Annotated in this window: 16 protein-coding genes and 1 pseudogene; 10 read left to right on the top strand and 7 right to left on the bottom strand. The window is 61.4% G+C overall.

Annotation, left to right across the window (positions count from 1 at the left end):
- Positions 1 to 14: 14 nt before the first annotated feature.
- Complete coding sequence (locus tag SAMIE_RS15350; RefSeq protein WP_066700013.1) at positions 15 to 1,025, top strand: hypothetical protein; 1,011 nt, start codon at positions 15 to 17, stop codon at positions 1,023 to 1,025.
- Here SAMIE_RS15350 and SAMIE_RS24160 read toward each other — a convergent pair.
- The 6 genes from SAMIE_RS24160 to SAMIE_RS15315 all read right to left on the bottom strand — a co-directional run bounded on the left by SAMIE_RS24160 (position 1,022) and on the right by SAMIE_RS15315 (position 6,598).
- Positions 1,022 to 1,222 (bottom strand): DUF6961 family protein, encoded by a 201-nt coding sequence (locus tag SAMIE_RS24160; protein ID WP_408641241.1) that lies wholly within the window; start codon positions 1,220 to 1,222, stop codon positions 1,022 to 1,024. The genes SAMIE_RS15350 and SAMIE_RS24160 overlap by 4 nt on opposite strands.
- The gene (locus tag SAMIE_RS23580) at positions 1,216 to 1,797 is read right to left on the bottom strand and encodes a thermonuclease family protein (protein WP_174522214.1); all 582 of its coding nucleotides are present in this window, start codon (positions 1,795 to 1,797) and stop codon (positions 1,216 to 1,218) included. Before SAMIE_RS23580 ends, SAMIE_RS24160 begins: the two co-directional genes overlap by 7 nt.
- Before the next feature lie 200 nt (positions 1,798 to 1,997).
- The gene (gene istB, locus SAMIE_RS15335; protein WP_054590669.1) at positions 1,998 to 2,726 is read right to left on the bottom strand and encodes an IS21-like element helper ATPase IstB; all 729 of its coding nucleotides are present in this window, start codon (positions 2,724 to 2,726) and stop codon (positions 1,998 to 2,000) included.
- Complete coding sequence (istA, locus tag SAMIE_RS15330; protein ID WP_030093251.1) at positions 2,713 to 4,227, bottom strand: IS21 family transposase; 1,515 nt, start codon at positions 4,225 to 4,227, stop codon at positions 2,713 to 2,715. Before istA ends, istB begins: the two co-directional genes overlap by 14 nt.
- 311 nt (positions 4,228 to 4,538) lie before the next feature.
- Positions 4,539 to 5,888, bottom strand: a complete 1,350-nt coding sequence (locus tag SAMIE_RS15320) for an IS1380-like element ISSp1 family transposase (protein ID WP_013039775.1) — start codon at positions 5,886 to 5,888, stop codon at positions 4,539 to 4,541.
- Positions 5,889 to 6,031: 143 nt separating this feature from the next.
- A complete protein-coding gene (locus SAMIE_RS15315) occupies positions 6,032 to 6,598 on the bottom strand; it encodes a lytic transglycosylase domain-containing protein (RefSeq protein WP_408641267.1) in 567 nt (188 codons plus the stop codon).
- Positions 6,599 to 6,760: 162 nt separating this feature from the next.
- Between SAMIE_RS15315 and SAMIE_RS15310 the strand changes: the two genes are divergently transcribed.
- From SAMIE_RS15310 to SAMIE_RS15270, 9 genes and pseudogenes are all read left to right on the top strand, one after another.
- Positions 6,761 to 7,669, top strand: coding sequence for a DUF7146 domain-containing protein (locus SAMIE_RS15310; RefSeq protein ID WP_066704285.1), 909 nt, complete (start codon positions 6,761 to 6,763; stop codon positions 7,667 to 7,669).
- A gap of 74 nt (positions 7,670 to 7,743) precedes the next feature.
- On the top strand, positions 7,744 to 9,963 hold the full coding sequence (locus SAMIE_RS15305; protein WP_126516872.1) for a strawberry notch-like NTP hydrolase domain-containing protein: 2,220 nt from the start codon (positions 7,744 to 7,746) through the stop codon (positions 9,961 to 9,963).
- 90 nt (positions 9,964 to 10,053) lie between these two features.
- Entirely contained in the window at positions 10,054 to 11,286 is a 1,233-nt protein-coding gene (locus SAMIE_RS15300) for a site-specific integrase (protein WP_066704301.1), read from the top strand.
- Positions 11,283 to 12,638 (top strand): tyrosine-type recombinase/integrase, encoded by a 1,356-nt coding sequence (locus SAMIE_RS15295; RefSeq protein ID WP_066704304.1) that lies wholly within the window; start codon positions 11,283 to 11,285, stop codon positions 12,636 to 12,638. The genes SAMIE_RS15300 and SAMIE_RS15295 overlap by 4 nt, the downstream gene beginning before the upstream one ends.
- The gene (locus SAMIE_RS15290) at positions 12,635 to 13,639 is read left to right on the top strand and encodes a tyrosine-type recombinase/integrase (RefSeq protein ID WP_066704306.1); all 1,005 of its coding nucleotides are present in this window, start codon (positions 12,635 to 12,637) and stop codon (positions 13,637 to 13,639) included. Before SAMIE_RS15295 ends, SAMIE_RS15290 begins: the two co-directional genes overlap by 4 nt.
- A gap of 84 nt (positions 13,640 to 13,723) precedes the next feature.
- Positions 13,724 to 14,050: pseudogene (locus tag SAMIE_RS24155) on the top strand (strawberry notch-like NTP hydrolase domain-containing protein); the annotation flags it as partial.
- A gap of 145 nt (positions 14,051 to 14,195) precedes the next feature.
- Positions 14,196 to 15,743 (top strand): tyrosine-type recombinase/integrase, encoded by a 1,548-nt coding sequence (locus tag SAMIE_RS15280; RefSeq protein WP_016510927.1) that lies wholly within the window; start codon positions 14,196 to 14,198, stop codon positions 15,741 to 15,743.
- The gene (locus tag SAMIE_RS15275) at positions 15,737 to 16,651 is read left to right on the top strand and encodes a tyrosine-type recombinase/integrase (RefSeq protein WP_007015935.1); all 915 of its coding nucleotides are present in this window, start codon (positions 15,737 to 15,739) and stop codon (positions 16,649 to 16,651) included. Before SAMIE_RS15280 ends, SAMIE_RS15275 begins: the two co-directional genes overlap by 7 nt.
- Positions 16,648 to 17,664: a tyrosine-type recombinase/integrase gene (locus SAMIE_RS15270; RefSeq protein WP_126516871.1), complete on the top strand. Its 1,017-nt coding sequence runs from the start codon at positions 16,648 to 16,650 to the stop codon at positions 17,662 to 17,664. Before SAMIE_RS15275 ends, SAMIE_RS15270 begins: the two co-directional genes overlap by 4 nt.
- On the opposite strand, the gene SAMIE_RS15265 is transcribed toward SAMIE_RS15270, so the two are convergent.
- A complete protein-coding gene (locus SAMIE_RS15265; protein ID WP_232037276.1) occupies positions 17,654 to 18,958 on the bottom strand; it encodes a hypothetical protein in 1,305 nt (434 codons plus the stop codon). The genes SAMIE_RS15270 and SAMIE_RS15265 overlap by 11 nt on opposite strands.
- Positions 18,959 to 19,189 lie beyond the last annotated feature (231 nt).

The following is a 19,189-nucleotide window of genomic DNA, read 5'->3' as shown; positions in this document are numbered from 1 at the left end:
CCGCGGAGGGCCGCATGTTCGATGAGCTATCCCGTATCATTCGTCAGTTGGACGGGCAGAAGATTACCGTCACGCCGGATATCGCAGTCGACGAAGACGGATACATCGACCGCGAGTGTCCTCACGACGACTGCATGTTCGAATTCAAGGTCCATGATCAAGATTGGCGTGAAATCGTGCGCGATGAAGTGGTGTTCTGCCCTTTTTGCGGACACGCGGCCGATGCTCAGAAATGGTGGACAACCGAGCAAATCGAGAAAATTCAGGAGCAGGCCCTCGCGCAGGTAAAAGGCAAAATCAACCAGGCGATGCGCCGTGATGCTGACGCCTTCAATCGGCGCCAGCGCAAAGGCAGCTTCATCACCATGAAAATGAAGGTCGATCGTGGCTTTCGTGAAGTTGTCCTACCCGCGTCTGCAGCGGAGCCGATGCGACTCAAGCTGACTTGCGAGGAATGCTCTTGCCGCTTCGCAGTGATCGGTTCTGCGTTCTTTTGCCCCTCGTGCGGACACAACAGCGCCGAACGAGTATTTCGGCAGTCGCTCGAAACAATCCGCGCTTCGCTTGACGCGATCCCGGCAATCCGGAGCGGGATCTCTGATGCCGATGCGTCAGAGAATACCATTCGCCTGCTCACCGAAGCAGGCCTTCAAAACGTCGTCATGGCTTTCCAGCGTTTTGCAGAAGCACTTTACCAGCATCAGCCAGATCCAATCAGAGTCCGACGAAACGCGTTCCAGAATCTCCCTGAAGGAAGCCAGTTATGGCGAACGGCCTTCGGAAAGGGCTTTGACGATCACCTGAGCACCTCGGAACTCACCGAACTGACACGCATCTTTCAGCAGCGGCATCTCTTGGCGCACCGCGAAGGCATTGTGGATGTAGACTATATTTCACGGAGCGGAGACCCGACCTACCGTGAAGGACAGCGCTTGGTCATCCGGGAGTCAGTTGTACGAAAGGCGCTGCAGCTCGTCGAAAAGCTTAGCGTAGGAATGGCAGCGGACGTCGCGCCCTCTGATTAGCTTGCCTGGCCTGCGTCCGGGGTGCTCCTCAACCGCTCGAAGCGATCAGCCACTTCGCGCCACATGGCGACACCACCGTCATCGTTTACAGACGTAAGGCGCTCGACCTGACCCGAAATGTAGGTCGTGCCTTGATCACCGTGGTTCTTCTCGACCCACAAAGCCACGGCCCAGAGTTCCTGGTCACGGTTCAACACCAAGGTTCGCGTCGTCCCGTCCAGGTGCGAGCAAGGCCTTCGCTAACGAGCTGATCTCCAAGTGATCGGCCGCCCCGAACGACAACCCGCAGCTTGCGACCAAATCGGTCTTCATCGCGATTTCCGATCGGCCGGACCTGGAAAGCGCCTTCGTTCAGTAGGTCGCGAAGCCGGTAAGTCGCTTTCATCCCAAGCTGGTATTCAGCGTCACACTTGGGTTCGCTGATCTCGGGGGTATCGATGTCTGCAATCCTGATCTTTTCACCCTCGAGCCAGAAGGTGTCGCCATCAACGACGCAAGTGTGGCGCGTGATTCCGCACAAATCGAAGCGCGGAGAGGTGCTTCCGGCCATCAGCGAAAGCTTAGGTGCAAGTTCTGAGGATGCGATCGAGGTCAGACCGGACATCGGCCAATTCAATGCCAGCATCCCGCCAACAAATACGATCGAAAACGCGCCTAATCCCAACATCCACTCCTTGCGCCGACGCTTGTCGCGCTGCTTCTTCAGCTTGTCCCGGAAATCGAAGCGAACGACATTATCATCCTTCGTGCCTCGATCTTCCTTTCGAGCCATCAAACTCGGCCTTCCCCACTCAAGCTGTCAATCGGCGTGCAAACGGGACCCCCTATCGGCGCGCAAAAGGGACCCCCTTTTCAAGATGGCGCAAGGTTGATCGGACACGCGCCCTTGCGCTGCGCGCGGCGTAGGGAGGGCGGAGCCCGACCGGAGGCGCGCGCAGCGCAAAGCATCTTAATCCCGGTGTGCAGCGGAGATCAGTTTCGGTTCTTGAAGCGCCAGCTGTCATTGCCGGTCTCGATGATGTCGCAATGATGGGTGACGCGATCGAGGAGCGCGGTGGTCATCTTGGGATCGCCGAAGACCGTGGGCCATTCGCCGAACGCGAGGTTGGTGGTGATGATGACGCTGGTCTGCTCGTAGAGCTTGCTGACCAGATGGAACAGCAACTGGCCGCCTGAGCGGGCGAACGGCAGGTAACCTAGCTCATCGAGCACGATCAGATCGAGACGGGATAGCTGGGCGGTGAGTGCGCCGCTCTTGCCGATCCTGGCTTCCTCTTCGAGACGGGTCACCAGATCGACGGTGTTGAAGTAGCGGCCGCGCGCACCGGAGCGAACGACATTGGCGGCGATAGCGATGGCCAGGTGGGTCTTGCCGGTGCCCGTGCCGCCGACCAGGACGATATTGCGCCGAGCGGGCAGGAACGCGCCGCTGTGCAATGAACGCACCAGCCCCTCGTTGATCGGTGTGCCCTCGAACCGGAACGCGTCGATGTCCTTCACGACCGGCAGCTTTGCGGCCGCCATCCGGTATCGGATCGACGCGGCATGGCGATGCGTCGCTTCCGCTCGGAGAAGGTCGGTCAGTATCTCCATCGTGGTGCGCTGACGCTGAAGGCCGGTGGTGACCGCATCATCGAACGCGCCCGCCATGCCCTTGAGCCCAAGCCCGCGCATCGCCTCGATCATGTCATGCCGCTGCATCGAAGGTCCTCAGCTGGTCGTAACGGGCGCAGTCGGCGATCGGCGGATGGCGCAGCGCGCTATCCTCGGAGGTGATGATCGTAAGTGGGCGCGGCGGCTCGCGGTGCCGCGCCAGGATGTTGAGGATCAGATCGTCGCTCGCCGTGCCGGTCGCCAGCGCTTCGCGCACGGCCGCTTCGACCGGATCCAGGCCATCGATCAGCACGGCCGACAGCACACGGACGAACCGGCGGTCGGCATCGTCGCCATTACCAAGCTTGCGGCGCAGGCGCGCCAGCGCAGGTGGCAGGTCCCAGTCCTGGAAGGGCGCGCCGTTCCGCAGCGCGCCGGGCTTGCGGGCCAGCACCGGCAGATAATGCCAGGGGTCGTAAATCGTGCGGTTACGCCCGAAGGTGCGAGGATGCTCGGCGACAACCTCCTCGCCGCAGCGCACGATGATGCGGTCGGCATAGGCACGGACCTGCACCGTGCGCCGCGCCATCGTCGAGAGAACCGAGTAGCGGTTGCGGTCGAAGCTGATCAGGCAGGTGCCCGTCACCGCATGCTCGCTCTCGTTGAAGCCGTCGAACGGCCCCAACATCGGTTGCAGTGCCGATCGTTCGATCTCCAGCGCCTGCGCTACGGTTAGCTCGCCCTGTTCAGGATGCGCCTGCCGTTCCGCCCAGCGCCGACACTCGGCCTCCAGCCAGCCATTGAGCTCCTCGAGGCTGGCGAACCGCAACCGGGGCTGGAAGAAGCGACCCCGGATCGTCTGCACCTGGTTCTCGACCTGCCCCTTCTCCCATCCCGCCGCAGGTGAGCAGGCGGTCGGCTCGATCATATAATGGGCGGTCATGATCAGGAACCGCCGGTTGAAGACCCGTTCCTTGCCGGTGAACACGCTCGTCACCGCCGTCTTCATATTATCGTAGATGCCGCGCCCTGGCACCCCGCCGAAGAAAGCAAAGCCGCGCGCATGCGCGTCGAACAGCATCTCCTGGCTCTCGCGCGGATACGCCCGGACATAGACTGCCCGCGATGCACACAGTCGCATATGCGCGACCTTCACCCGCATCGGCTTGCCCGCGATCTCCACATCCTCATGGCTCCAGTCGAACTGGTAGGCCTCGCCGGGCTTGAACATCAGCGGGATGAAGGCCGTGACACCATCGCCGGCATCCTTGCGCCGATCGGCCTTCCAGCGCGCCGCGTAGCGCCGCACGGCATCGTAGGAGCCCTCAAAACCCTCGCGCTCCAACAGATCATGGATCCGCGTCATCCGCAGCCGCTCGCGCTTGCCGCGCACCTCATTCTCTTCCAGCAGTGTGTTCAGGCGATCCTGAAACGGACCGATCCGCGGCAACGGCTGAACCTTACGCTGATAATCGAATGCGCCTTCCGGCGCCCGGATCGCCTTGCGGATCACCTTCCGCGATACATGCAAATCCCGCGCGATCGCCTTGATCGCCTTACCACCGGCATACTCGCGCCGAATCCGAACCACTGTCTCCAAAACCAACATCCCGATCTCGCCGCCTGATTATCCAGCCGGCTGCTTAAACCATCGAAATGAGGGGTCCCTTTTAGACGCCGATCACCCCGCTAACGGGGTCCTTTTTGCACGCCGATCCACACTCAAGCAATCGCTTCTTCTTTTAACCCTAGCCTCTCTTATTCACGACGCTCGGTTTCGGGCCCGCTCTGGGCATTTGCTGCGGCTGGCTGTATTGCGCGGACGACCGGCATCGCTGGCGTTTGTTTCACCGCATTCGGATTGATGGGCTTTTCGGGTTGAAGGGCTGGGCTCGGAGTTCTGCGGCGCTGCCGCATGGGCTACGTCGGCGCAGGCTTCAGCCGGAGAACGAGGGCGCGGAACAGGTCGGCATCCGGACAGGCGGAAGCGAAGGCAATGCGGATGCGGCTAGCACTTTCTACGACGCGCGCAGCGACCTTGAGCAGCCGCAGGCGCAAGGTGGTAAACTCCGCGCTTGCCAGAGCAGCGGTCCTGGGCATCGCCTGCTGGATGCGCCATAGCAGCCAGTATGCGGCAGTGTGCAGTATCAGGCGCATCTGATTGGCATTGGCCGAGCGGCACGAGGTTCGGTCGCTGGCGAGCTGGGACTTGTGGCGCTTGATCAGGTTCTCGGCCTGACCACGCGCGCAGTAGAGCGTGTCGTAGATGTGCTCGGCCGATCCTGTTGCCAACGAGGTGACGACATAGCGGATGTCCATGCCCAGCGTGCTGGCCTCGATCCGTGCAACGACGCGACGCTGGCACTTCCAGGTCTTTGCCCCATAGCGGGTCTCGGCATAGTTGCGCAGGACGGGACACTGACGCTGGGCGCGCTTGACCGCGCAGGCATCGGCGACCGCAACAATGGCGGGATCGGCGCGCAGCGCTGAATTGGTGGGCAGGCCGAACACGTAATCGACGCGGGCCGCATCGCAGTAGGCCATGACCTCGGGTCGACCATAGTGCCCGTCGCCGCGGATAGTGATGTGGGTATCGGGCCAATTACGGCGCAGGTGACGCACCAGGCGTCGGATGTGCCCCGCCGCCTCCTTTCCAGAAGGCGTCTTGCCTGTGCGCAGCAGCATGGCCACCGGCCTGCCGGTCGCGGTGTCGTAGATATGGATCGGTAGGAAGCAGCGCTCCCCATGATGCCCGTTCCAGAACGAGAGCTGTTGATAGCCATGCACGACGTCGCACGTGTCGTCGATATCCAGCGTGACCGCTGTCGGAGGGGCGGGATAGCTGGCGCAGTAGATGTCGATCATCGCGGCCATCATGCTGGCCAGTTCGCGCGTAGTCGGTGCATTTTCCCACCGGCTCATCGTCGGTTGGCTGGCCAGCCCCGCGCCCGATTCCGGCAGCTTGCCGAGCGCCAGGCGGAAGCCTGGATCGTCGCGCAGAGCATCGAGATCATCGGCATCCTCATAGCCGCACGCAATCGCGAACACACGGGCACGCAGAATGTCATCCAGGCGATGGATCACCCGCGCTGGATCGCGCGGATCGGCAATACAAGCCGCCAGGCGCTGGCAAATCCCCATCGCGCGCTCGGCCTGTGCAAGCAGTAGAACACCGCCATCCGAGGTAAGCCGGCCACCGTCGAACGCAGCTGTGATTTTCTTGCGGCCGACTGCTGGGAATCCAAATGAGCTTGCGATATCATCGTTCATGGCGGGTGTGGCCCGTGGCATTTTCTGCCCTGCGGCAGGTTCGGCTTAGACACCCAGTTCCTAATTCAGATCAGAGGCTTACGCCACTCCCGCCAACCCTTCAGGACACTTTTGGTGAATAAGGCGGGCTAGACGAACACCTTTCATATGCGCGAGCCAATTGCTTGCCATCGTTCAAGCACGCTGCGGACATAGCCAGGCGTCTCGCTGTTTCGGGGAATACCGCCAGCACGCAAAACCGCTCCAGGCCCTGCATTGTAGGCGGCGAGGGCGAGATGGATCTGCCCGAACTTGTCCAGCATCTCGCGTAGGTAGCGTGCCCCTCCATCAATGCTCGAGACAGGATCATGCCGGTTCGTGACGCCGAGGTAGCGAGCCGTACCCGGCATCAACTGTGCCAGCCCCGCCGCGCCGGCAGGGCTGATCGCCATCGGATTGAACCGTGATTCGGTCCAGATCAGCGCCTGTAATAGGCCCGGGGGAATGGCGTAGCGAAGCTCTGCCTCTCGGACGTTTGCCGAATAGATCATCTCGCGAAAGGTGGGCTCAAAGGCCGCCTTGCTCGGCCCCACATTCATCTGGCCCGGGGTCGGAAGGGCCGGCTCGACAGCCTCAGGCATTGCAGCTGTTGGTCGATGCTCGAAAATCGCAAAGGATGGCGCGTCCACCTGGGCCGAGACTTGCACCGCTGGAACGGCCGCCAGGAGCATCCCGATCATTCCAAATCTGCTCATCTTCCATCTCATCGCATTGCCTCGAATCGAAATGGAACGTATGGTGAACAAGGGGGTGTAGGAAAGCGTTTTGCGCGCGTGTCCAGGAGGAGAGTTCGCTCGCAAGAAGACGGTTTTTCGAGCTTGAGGAGCTTGCCAATGTCCCCTGCGTTCTCCAGTCCTGCCAACTCATCGCTTGCTTCAGTGGCAGTGCAGCTTTGCAAGGAGCTGGGAGGGCATTGGTCCGGCTCCAAGGGCATGGCGCGATGTCCCGCCCATGATGACCGAACGCCCTCGCTCGGCGTAACTCTGGGTCGGCACGCCATCCTCTTTCATTGTTTCGCGGGCTGCAGCCAGGATCAGGTCCTTACTGCGCTCGCCGCACAAGGTGTTTCGCAGGCAAGCATGTTTTCGGGGAAGGACGACACTGATGCAGGCGCCAGTGTCGGCAAACCCGCCTACCATGCGTTCGCACAGCGCATCTGGCGCGAAGCAAGGCCAATCGACGATACTGCCGCCAAGGCCTACCTTCAGGCCCGCGGCATTCGTGCGGTCTCCCGCGCCCTCAGATTTCACCCTCGCACTCCGCTCGGACCGAAGGGGAGCACGCAGTATCTGCCTGCTTTGATCGCGGCAGTGACGATGGACCATGGGCTGGTCGGAATTCACCGCACGTTTCTCAATCTGGAAAGGCCTGCAGTGGTACCTTTCGACAATCCCAAGCGCGCACTTGGGAGTTTGGCAGCGGGTGCCGTTCGCCTCTTCGATCCCGTCGATGGGCGGCTTGGCCTTGCCGAGGGTATCGAGAGCGCGCTTGCGGCCAAGGCGCTGACCCAGATCCCTTGCTGGGCTTCATTGGGCAATGAGCGTTTCGGACTTGTGTCTATCCCCGAGAGCGTGCGCGAGTTGCACTTGTTCGTCGACAATGATGCAGGTGGCGATCTCGCCGAGGAACGCGCCCGTAGTGCCTACATCAGTGAAGGCCGCAAGATTATCACGCGTCGCCCGCGCGCTCACGGAACAGACTGGAACGACGCATTGCAGGCTTGGCTGCAATCCAAGCTTTGAGCGGGAAAGAGGAGAGAAGGCCTTTGGCCTGATGAAGCCCGGCAAACGGCCTGGGCTTCGTCAGGAGGTTCCAAATGCTCAGTTCTGCTCCCGTCCTTTTGCTTCCCCCGCCATCTGAACCGCTGGTTTTGCTGGCCGGTCGCGCCATCGCCGCGGCCCTGGCATCCGGCGAGCCAATCACACGTCGGCAGTTACAGGCACTTTTGACCGATCATTTCGGCGGCACTGACGCCGAGGGGCGCTGGTCGGTGCGCGATGCGCATGTTGCGCTGGAATTGGCTCAAACCGCATGCCTGTTGGCCGACACACAGATCAGCTTGACCGCCACGGGGGCCAGCGCAGACCGAATGTTTGCGGCGCTGGAAAACATGGCTCCTGCCCAGACCAACCGCAGTGAAGAACAAATCGAATGGCAGCAGTTCGCGACGCCGCCGCGCCTTGCGTGGCTTGCCGCCCGGGCTTGCGCGCTAATTCCACGCGAGCTCGTGTTGGAACCCTCTGCCGGAACCGGGATGCTCGCTGTCGGGGCGGCCAAGGCTGGCACGCGCCTCGTGCTCAACGAGATCTCTCCGCTGCGCCGGGACTGCCTCAGTGCCTTGTTTCCGTGTGCCCGAGTGACAGGCCATGATGCCGAACTGATCGACGAATTGCTCGATCCAGCCATCGCGCCAAGCGTGGTGCTGATGAACCCGCCCTATTCGCACGGGATCGAGCGAGGCCACGACACCCGCACGGGGGCGCGGCACTTGCGCTCGGCATGGAGCAGGCTGGCAAACGGCGGCCGTCTCGTTGCGATCATGCCCGAATGGTTCGATTGCTCCAAGTTTCTGGCGGGTCTCAAGGGGCCGGCATCGTTGCGGCTCAATGCCGCGACCGAGCGGGCGTTCATCAAGCAAGGCACGGGAATCACCACACGGTTGCTGATCCTCGACAAAGTCCAGAACTCGGTCGAACCTGTCGCTGCCCGCACGAACGATTTCGTGCAGCTTGTCGACCTCGTCGATGCCTTGCCCGGTCGTGCTGGCATTGAGGATGCTCCCGCGCAATCGGGCCTTCCTGTGCGAACGCCGTTCCGTCTGGTCGTCTCGTCGCGCTGCCCGCCGAGCGCACCAGCAAAGCTTATCCCTGCAACGCCAATGGCTATCGGCCCGCTAACCTACCGAACGCTCGACGCACCCGCGCCGATCGCGCCGCAGGTTGGCCACTATCTTCCCTATCGCCCGAGCAGGATCGTGATCGACGGTGCGGCCGAGCACCCAACGCCCTTGGTCGAATCCGTCGCCATGGGCTCAATCGCAGCACCGATCCCAGGTGGCGTGCCTCAGATTCCCGATGGGCTGGTTGCCAAGGGGCTGCTCTCTGCTGCCCAGGCCGAGACCCTGATCTATGCTGCTAGTGCTCATGCTCGCGATCTTCCCGGCCGATATGAGCCCGAAGACAAAGGCTGCTCGCTCCAGGCATCGGCTGACGGCCGGGTCTATCGGCAGGGCTATTTCCTCGGGGACGGCACCGGTGCTGGTAAAGGCCGTCAGGTCGCGAGCGTCATTCTTGATCGATGGGTGCGCGGGGAACGCCGCCATATCTGGATATCGAAGAACGAGGCGCTCCTCGAAGATGCCCGCCGCGACTGGGCTGCGCTTGGCGGCCTCCCGATCGATATCCAGCCGCTGGCGTCCTGGAAACTCGGCTCCCCCATCGCGATGCGCGACGGAATCCTCTTCGTGACCTATCCAACGCTGCGTTCGGGCCGAAACGATGCAACCCGCCTCGACCAGATCCTCGCCTGGGCCGGTGAAGATTTCGATGGCGTGATCGTGTTCGACGAAGCGCACGCCATGGCCAATGCCGCGGGCGGCGAAGGATCGCGGGGCAAGGTCAAAGGATCCGAGCAGGGCATCGCCGGGGTGCGCCTGCAGAACCTCCTGCCCCGAGCAAGGGTGCTCTACGCCTCAGCCACCGGAGCGTCCGACGTCAACAACCTCGCCTATGCGACGCGCCTCGGGCTCTGGGGGCCGGAGACCGCCTTCGCCAATCGCGAGGCTTTCGTTGCCGACATTCGCGATGGCGGAATTGCAGCAATGGAACTGGTCGCGCGGGATCTCAAGTCGCTCGGCCTCTACACCGCCCGGGCCCTTTCGTTCGCCGGTGTCGAGTATGAGATCCTCGAGCATTGCCTGACCAAGGATCAGATTGCGATCTACGATGCCTATGCCGAAGCCTGGGCCATTTTATGCGCAGCTGCGCATAAGATCGCTTATCGCGAGGTAGCGATAATGCGCAGGAGCGCGGCATAGTCGCTGAATTCCTGCACTGTCGTGCGATCTTGCTGCACATTATTTTGATTGCGAACCTCGGTGGTCTCTGGACCAGCTGAGGAAACAATCATGTTGCAGACGCACGACGAATTGATCGCCGAACTCTCGAATTTGCTCACGGCGCAGAATTATAACCCGGTGGTTGTGGCGAACCATCGACTCTACGCGCGCGCATTTCTCGATTATCTGGCCGAGTGCGACATGCAGGTCGAGACTGTGACGCCTCAGCAGGTCGACCAGTATTTTTGCTATGCAATCCAGGATTTTCAGGCCCAGTATGGCCGAGTTCCCTGTCCGCGGTGGCACATGTTGCCCCGCACGTCAATCAACAAGCTCCTCCGGCTTGCTCAAGGCAAATGGCCGCCCGAGCCGGAGATAATCGAACCGGAAACTGTGTACCGGCAGGCGATCTGCTGCGAATACGAGGCATGGCTGCGCGACGAGCGCGGTCTGGCAAGCGCTACCATCGCGGCGCTTATGTGGGAGGCACGGAACTTCCTGCGATGGCAGTTCGAACGGAGCGGTGCTGCCAGCCTCGACACGTTGAGCATCGTGGAAGTCGATCTCTACATGGACATGCGCGCGCCTGGATTAAGGCGCAAATCATTGGCCGATGTCGCTGAGCGGCTCCGGTCGGTGGTGCGCTATCTGCATCGGACGGGACGCATCCCGACTGATCTCACGCCGCACATCATCGGCCCCATGCTTTACGCCTATGAAGATGTGCCCTCGACGTTGGACAAGAGCCAAATCGCCGCGGTGTTGGCGACGACGAAGAAGGACGGATCGCCGCGAGGAATGCGCGATTTTGCGGTACTTCAACTGCTTGCCACATATGGGTTGCGCGAAGGTGAGATATGCCGCCTTCGGCTTGAAGACGTGAACTGGCGCGGAGAATCCCTGCGTATCCGTCACACCAAGACCAATGCGTACTCCTACATGCCGCTATTGGCGCCGGTTGGTGAGGCGCTGCTCGACTATCTGCGTCATGGGCGCCCCCAGGTCGAGGGGCGGGAAATCTTCATCCGATCCTGCGCGCCCTACATCGCAATGACAAACCTGTACGGCATGATCCGCGGGCGGTTAGCAGCCGCAGGCGTCGAGCCGCCGGGAAAGCGAGGAGCGCATGTCTTCCGCCACGCGCGAGCGGTCGAACTACTGCGGGCGTCGGTCCCGCAAAAGATCATCGGCGACGTGCTCGGGCATCGATCAATCGAATCCACCAATGCCTATCTCAAGCTGGCGACAGATGATCTCCGAGCCGTGGCGCTCGAGGTACCCGGCTCGGAGATGCTGTCATGAGCGCCTGGCACGATCCCGATTGCACCGTTGTTGACGCCTTCCTGGAAAAATCGCAGTTCCGGCCGGGAAGCAGACCGACTTATCGCTGGTTCCTTCGCAGCTTCGAGGATGTAGCCCGACGTCATCCCGCGGTTGACCGGCAGATGCTCGACGTCTGGCTGAAGGAAATGGAAAAACGTTGGCGAATGCCGACGCTGCTCAACCAGGTCTGCATTGTCGATCGCTTCCTCGAACACCTCGTCGAAATCGGGCTGATCGCCGAGAATCCCGTTGCTGTGCTTCGTCGTCAGTACAACGCCAAACAAAACAAGCCGATCTGGCGGGCTCTCGCTTCCCCCAATCCCGACGAAGCCCTGGCCGCATTGCGACGGCCCGCGCCCTACGGCAGCGTGCTGGGGGACTTCATGCGCGAGCATGTCGCGTTGATGCGCAGCCGGGGCTATCAGTATGAGACCCAGGCTCACTGGCTATTGCGGTTCGATCGGTTCCTCCAGGCGAACCCCGAACTTGCCGGGGCATCGCTTGAGACAATGCTGGCGCGCTGGGCAACTGCCAAGCCGACCCGCAATCACGCGGCTGAATGTCAGAAGCTGGGGCGCATCCTGACCAAGGCGCGGTATCGCCTTGATCCCAGAATCCCGCCAAAACGCTTCAACGCCCGGCCAGAGCGGGAAGTGGCGCGCGAGCATCGACGGCCGCATATCTTCAGTCCGGCCGACGTCCGGCGGTTGCTCGATGTTGCCCGCTCGTATCCGTCGCCGGATGCTCCGCTGCGGCCTATGGTCCTCTACACGATGGTGGTTCTGGCCTATTGTGCCGGACTGCGCCGTAGTGAACTCGCCGGGCTTGATCTGGGTGACGTGGACCTTCAATCGGACACGATCACGATCCGGGAAACGAAGTTCTACAAGACCAGGATCTTGCCGCTAACCGGCAGCGTCATGGCCGAATTACGGGCCTATATCGATGCAAGGCGGCGCGCCGGCGCCCCGCAGGATCCGCGGTCCGGGCTCTTCTGGCACGAGCACTTCAATGATCGCTATACCCCCGTGACGGTCTCAACGATGATTACCAACGTCATGCGCCGCGCCGGGTTCAAGCCCCCGACGGGGCGGGCGGGACCACGCGTTCATGACCTGCGCCACTCGATGGTCGTGAACCGAATCCTTCAATGGTATCGATCCGGCGTCAATCCGCAGGACAAACTGCGCTTTCTCTCCACCTATATGGGGCACCGGGACATCAACTCCACGCTGGTCTACATCACTGTCACGCAGGACCTGCTGCATGAGGCAAGCGAGCGGTTCCGTACCGTTGGCGTCCGATGCCTCACAATGGAGGCGCGGCCATGACGAAGAGCAATCCGTTCCCCGCGTTGTTGCGGGCGTTCTTCCAGGAATGGTTGGCCGAGCAACGCAGTGCTTCGGTTCATACGATCCGGTCTTACCGCGACACCTGGCGATTGTTGCTTCGGTTTATCGCGGAGCGAAAAGGCGGCGGGGTTGCGCGGATCACGCTGGCCGATGTCTCGGCCGGCGAGGTGCGCGCGTTCCTCCATCATACCGAGCATGGGCGCAAAAGCACAATCGGCACGCGAAACTGCCGGCTCGCAGCGATCCGCAGCTTCTTCAGCTACGTGGCGGACAAGGATCCCGAATACATTGCGCAATGCGCCGAGGTCCTGACCGTCCCGCTGAAGCGGGAGCCCACCGCTGCACCCTGCTATCTCGAGACGGGGGAGGTCGAGGCGATCCTTGCTCAGCCCGACCGATCGACAATCGAGGGGATGCGCGACCATGTGTTGCTCTCGTTCCTCTACAACAGCGGCGCGCGCATCCAGGAAGCTCTCGACCTCTGTACCGACGCGATCCGGTTCGACGCACCGAACTTCGTGCGTCTTTACGGCAAGGGGCGCAAGGAACGCATCTGTCCGCTCTGGCCAGAAACAGTGACGTTGCTCCGGAAGTTGTTGGAACGCCAACCACGTGGGGCAGAAGAGCGAATCTTCGTGAATCGATACGGTGAGCCCCTGGGCGCCTCCGGGGTGCGGTTCAAGTTGGCCGCCTATGTTGAGGAAGCCGCCAAATCCATGCCGACGCTTCGGTCCAAACATGTGACGCCGCACAGCTTCCGGCATGCCACCGCCGTTCACCTTGTCGCTGCCGGGGTCGACATCACCGTCATCCGCAGTTGGCTTGGACACGTCAGCCTCGATACGACCAACCACTACGCACAGGCCAATCTGGAGACCAAACGAAAGGCGCTTGAACAGGTAGGCGCGCCGGCGGCGAGCAACGTCCCACCATCGTGGAAACGCGATGCCAGCCTGATGGAATGGCTCGACACCCTGTGAAATAATGCGAAGGACGTGGCGAAGTGTGCCGCCGCTTTGCGGGGCCGCGCCGCGCTCCTGCGCATTATCGCGACCTCGCGATAAGCGATCATCCACGCCAACCTGCGCGACGCGCTGGAAGCCACGCGGATCGTCGACAGCGAGACCGGGGGCACGCTCAACTCCGGGGCCAAGTCCGCAGCGCTGTCGATCTTCGAGGGAACCAAGCAGCGCTTCTTCGCGCAGCTGCTTCTGTCGATGAAGCTGCCGAGCCTGTTGCCAGCCATCGACAACGCGCTTGCCCACGGAAGCGCTGTAGTCGTCCAATTGGTCTCGACCGCCGAAGCCATGCTCAACCGCCGGCTTGCTGACCTCTCGGACGAGGAACGCGAAGCGCTGGAGATTGATCTGTCCCCGCGGGAATACGTGTAATGTTGAGCTCAACATTAGATCGCTTCTTTGCAGTCGCAGTTTATGTCGAGCGTGGTGGCGGGAGGCGCAGGTTTCCTTCGGTTTTCCATGATTTCACTCCAGATAATTACGGTTCCCTCGACCTCAACAAGTCGAAGGAACCAACATGCGATCAAGATCATCATTGCCGTTTCGAGCGGCCCCGCTCCGGGTCGAAGACCCGCCCAGTCACGGCGCCCTTCTCACCGCATTCCTCTCCTCTCTGTCGCTCGACGAGAAGTCAGGCTGTGCGGTTCTGTATGGCGCGGCGGTCCGCCATTTCCTGCATTGGCTGGGCCTGCATAAGATCGCGATCCGCACGATTGACGATCGGGCTGTCCGGCGGTTCGAGAAGCATGGGTGCCGGTGCCACCGGTATTCGGCGCAGCAAGCGCACTACAAGGCTGACCAAGCAGCAAGGGTCAGGCGCTTCGTCCGGTTCCTGGAAGATCAAGGCTACGTCGAAGTCGACGACGGGATCGACGATCTGCCACGGCACCTCGCCGACTATTCCGATGCGATCGATCGCCTGCAACTTGCCGAGGGACCGGCACAGGCCTATCGGTCCGAGGCCGAGCATTTCGTGGCCTGGCTTCGCATGGCGCGGCGCCAATGGATCGAGATCGATGACGCGATCATCGACCACTATGCAGCGCATGATTGCCGATGCCCGGTCTGGCGCAAGCGGGGCAAGCTGGTCGCAACGGGCACCAAGCGGCGGCGGCGATGCGCACGGCACTTCGTCGAGTTCCTGCGAGGCCGGGGCGCCATCCCATTGGTTGAACCGGTGGCGGACGATGACCCGCACATGTCGGCTTACTTGGCATGGCTCAAGCAACACCGCGGCGCCACGGACGAGACGATCCGGCGCTACCGGACTGATATCAGACGGCTCATGCCAATGCTGGGCGAGCCTGCGCAATGGGATGCCGCCGGACTCAGGAGCGCATTCCAACGACGAAGCAAGGAGACGCCGGGGTCGGCATCGCTGCTCGTCACGATAATGAGGAGCTACATCCGGTTTCTGGTCGTGCGCGGCGAGTGCCGGCCGGCTTTATTGCATGCAGTTCCATCAGTGCAGCGCTACCGCCTTTCGACGCTGCCGCGCCATGTCGACCCGGCAACGATCGAGAGGATCATTGCGGCCTGTCCGACAGATCGTCCGGTGGAAGTCCGGGACAAGGCCATCATTCTCCTGCTCGCCAGGCTCGGCCTGCGGGCTGCTGATATTCAGGACATGCGTCTCGACGACATCGACTGGCGATCTGGCCACCTGACGGTCAAGGGCAAGACGCGTCGACCGGACCGCCTGCCATTGCCGCAGGATGTTGGCGACGCGATCCTGGCATATCTTGCGGCAGCCCGCCCGAAGACCGCCGAAAAGCATCTGTTCCTGCGTGCACAAGCACCGTTTCGGCCATTCCGCTCGTCCGCTGAGATCGCGGGCATCGTCGCTCGTACGCGCGACCGCGGTGGGATCGAAGGAGTGCCGACCGGGTCACACATATTCCGGCATTCGCTTGCCACCAACCTGCTGCGCGCAGGCGCAGGCCTGGAGTCCGTCGGGACCATCCTGCGTCACAGCTCGCCCGAGACCACTGCCATCTACGCCAAGGTCGATCTGCCGATGCTCATGAAGATCGCGCAGCCCTGGCCGGGAGAACAGTCATGCTGAACATCCACATTTCCAGATACGTGGCGCTGCATCGCAGCCTCGGGCGGAAGTTCTCTGAACAGGAACGCATGCTGCGCCTGTACGCCGCCTACGCCGAAGGATTCGGCGACCGGCACATCCAAGTCCAGCGGATCTACGACTGGTGCCACACGGCGAGTTCGCAAAATGTGGCCCGCCGGAGGTTTGATACCGTTCGCAACTTCAGCCGCTTTATCCAAGCCGATGATCCAGTTTACGAGGTTCCGCCTGTCGGTGTCTTCGGTCGGGGCAAGCGGCCACGCCCGACCCCGACCATCATCGAACCGGAACAGGTCCGGGCGATCATGACCGCGGCGTTGGACGTTGCGTCCCAAGACACGATCAGCCCATACACGTACCATTATTTGTTCGGCTTGCTGGCGGCGACAGGTCTCCGGATTTCCGAGGCCCTCGCTCTTCAATGCAACGATCTGGTCGAGGATGGCCTGATCGTCCGCAACGGCAAGTTCGGCAAGCAGCGGCTGATTACCTTGCAGCCATCGACCCGTCAGGCGCTCGAAGCATATCTCGCCACCCGAGCAAGGCTTGGCGCCACGGGCAATGACCTGTTCGTGACCATTCGGGGGAGAGCACCACACAAGGTGCGCGCCCACGTGGTGTTCGTCAGGCTGGCCCGGCAGCTCGGATACCGCGGACCGACCGGAACGGCCGGGATGCGGTTACACGACCTGCGGCACACTTTCGCCGTGCGTTCCCTTGAGTCCTGTCCGCGCGACAGGGAAGCCATCGCACACCACATGGCCGGACTCAGCGTATATCTGGGGCATGCGTCGGTCGCCAACACCTATTGGTATCTCGAGGCCACTCCGGTGCTGCTGCGCGATATCGCTGTCGCCAGCGAGCAACTTTACCGGGGAGAAGCGGCATGACGGCACTCGCTCCGCATCTCTCGATCTACCTGCGTGAACATCTGCCGCGCGAACGTGCTGTCAGTCCGCACACGGTGAAGACCTATGCCAACTGCTTTGTCCTCCTGGTCCAGTTCGCTGCCGATCGGCTGAAGCGTCGGCCGACCGATCTCGAGATCGAGGATCTCGGCACCGACATGATCATGGCCTTCCTTGACCATGTCGAGAACGGTCGCGGCAGCTGTGTTCGGACCCGCAATGGCAGGCTCGCCGCGATCCGGTCCTTCTTCCGCTACATCGAGTATCGTATTCCGGCCTGCCTGGATCAGGCCCTTCGCGTCAGATCGATCCCTACCAAGAAGACCGACAAGGCGCTGATCGACTACCTCGACCGGGCAGAGATCAAGGCTTTGCTCGACGCCCCGGATCCCCGGACACGCCTTGGCACCCGCGATCGCGCAATGCTGCATCTGGCCTATGCTGGCGGGCTGAGGGTGTCGGAACTCGTAACGCTACAACTGCGCGATTTCCCGGACCGCTTCCTGTCCACCGTGCACATCATGGGCAAGGGACGGCGTGAACGGGTCCTCCCGCTCTGGAAGGAGACTCAGTTCGCATTGCGCGCGTGGCTTGCGATCCGCCCCGATGCGCAAGCTGTCGAGATATTCCTCAATGCCAGCGGGCAACCCATGACCCGCGACGGATTTGCGTTCCGTTTGGCGGAGCACGTCAAGCGCGCGGCAGAGAAGCAGCCGTCGATCCTTGGCAAGCGCGTAACACCGCACGTGCTGCGCCATTCCTGCGCAATGCACACGCTCGCGGCGACCGGGGACATTCGCAAGGTCGCATTATGGCTCGGGCACGCCAGCATCCAGAGCACTGAGACCTATTTGCGCGCCGATCCCGAGGAAAAGCTGCAAATTCTCGCGGCGCACGGCGCCCCTGCCATCAGGCCCGGGCGCTTCAAGCCGCAAAGCGACGATCTACTATCAATGCTTCAGGAAATACGTGCAGGAGGTCATGTCAAAATTTGACACAGTTCCGCATCGCAGTCCGAAGCGCCAGTGGCGCTCCCGCCAACAAAGCTTCGCCTTCGAGGCGGCCGTTGATGCGCAGCATAACCGAACCGTTTTGACGGAGAAGCATCGGAATGAGTTGGGAACCAGTGAGGTTGGCCTGCCAAAACGTGCTCTGAGCGTTAGCGCGGCCGGTCGGAATGTCAATTAATCGACCAGCAAAATTCCATGTAACCGTAACGCGCGGCACCGTCGCGGGCTTGTTAAGGAGCATGGCCATCATGGGGCGGTTGCCTTCACAAAACAGGCTAAACGACTTGATGTTTGGCGAAGCAGCTACATCTACATAGGCCATTGGGGCGCGACCTTGGACCGGCACGACCTCCCAAGCAGTCCCAGGCAGCGGCACTGCGTCCTCAGGTGGGCTGTCCATAAGCAGGCGAGCAATGTCCTGGGGCACGGGCAAGCGGCCTCCTTGAGGCGCATAGACCGTCAACTTTCCCTTTTCCCAAAGGCCAATTTGAACAGCACGGCGATTTGCATCAAGCAAAACATAGGCTTGCTCTACACCGCCTTGATGCGGCGCATTTCCGGTAACCCAATAGAGAAACCCTTGTCGCTGGAGACCGGATATCGCCGAAAGATTGCTGGCCAGCAGGTCTATTTTGCGGCCCAAACGCGAACGTATCGCGTCAGCTATCGGACCACTTGTCAAAAGATCTATTCCGTTGGGATCGGAATCACTTTGGAATTTCCCTACGGAACTGGCAAGATTGGTCCAGGTTAGCGGCGTCGGTTTTCCCAAGACTGGCCTTGCTTGCAGCGGTGCTTTTGAAGCAGCAGATGCCAGCCCAGACCCATTGCACAAGAGCAATGGGGATTGCGACACGAGCGCTGACTTGAACGGATCCAGGCGCTGTCCCGGCGCGACGTCTGCTTCAAGGCGGACTACGCCTCGCTTTTCGTCGTCATTGACCGTCAAGATCACGCGTCCGAAATCGTTGGCATTGACAGGAAAAGGAAAAAAGACCGCGCTAATGCCTTCATAGGTCGGGCCAAGAAACGAAGCCGCGTACTCAAACCGGGTGCTTTTTACAGTCTGACCAGACGCTTTGAAAGTAAAACCGGTTTCGTTGATCTCAAGGCTCGCCCCTCGGGAGCAATCGGCACGCGGCGCATACGAGCCATAGCTTCCTTCGAGATCCATGCCTTTTAATGACGTCAATGTCACTGCACATGCGACGCCGGGCAAGCCCAGAAAAATCCCTGCGAGAAAAACGATAATGGGGCGCTTGGGCAGTTTGCTCGGCATGGCATATCTCCATGGCGGACAGCCTTGCATCGGGACCTCAATTGAAAGCGACGAACGACTGCCTCGGGGATCTTCTACAACCTGCACCATTCCAGCGGTGCCGACAATCCTAACGGCCCCAGCATTCAACCTTGTCAGGCAATTATCTGGAGTGAAATCATGGAAAACCGAAGGAAACCTGCGCCTCCCGCCACCACGCTCGACATAAACTGCGACTGCAAAGAATATGTG

Origin of the sequence: Sphingobium amiense, assembly GCF_003967075.1 — a bacterium.
Taxonomy (GTDB): domain Bacteria; phylum Pseudomonadota; class Alphaproteobacteria; order Sphingomonadales; family Sphingomonadaceae; genus Sphingobium; species Sphingobium amiense.
Note: the sequence above shows the minus strand (reverse complement) of the source record. Positions and strands in the feature narration are given on the sequence as shown.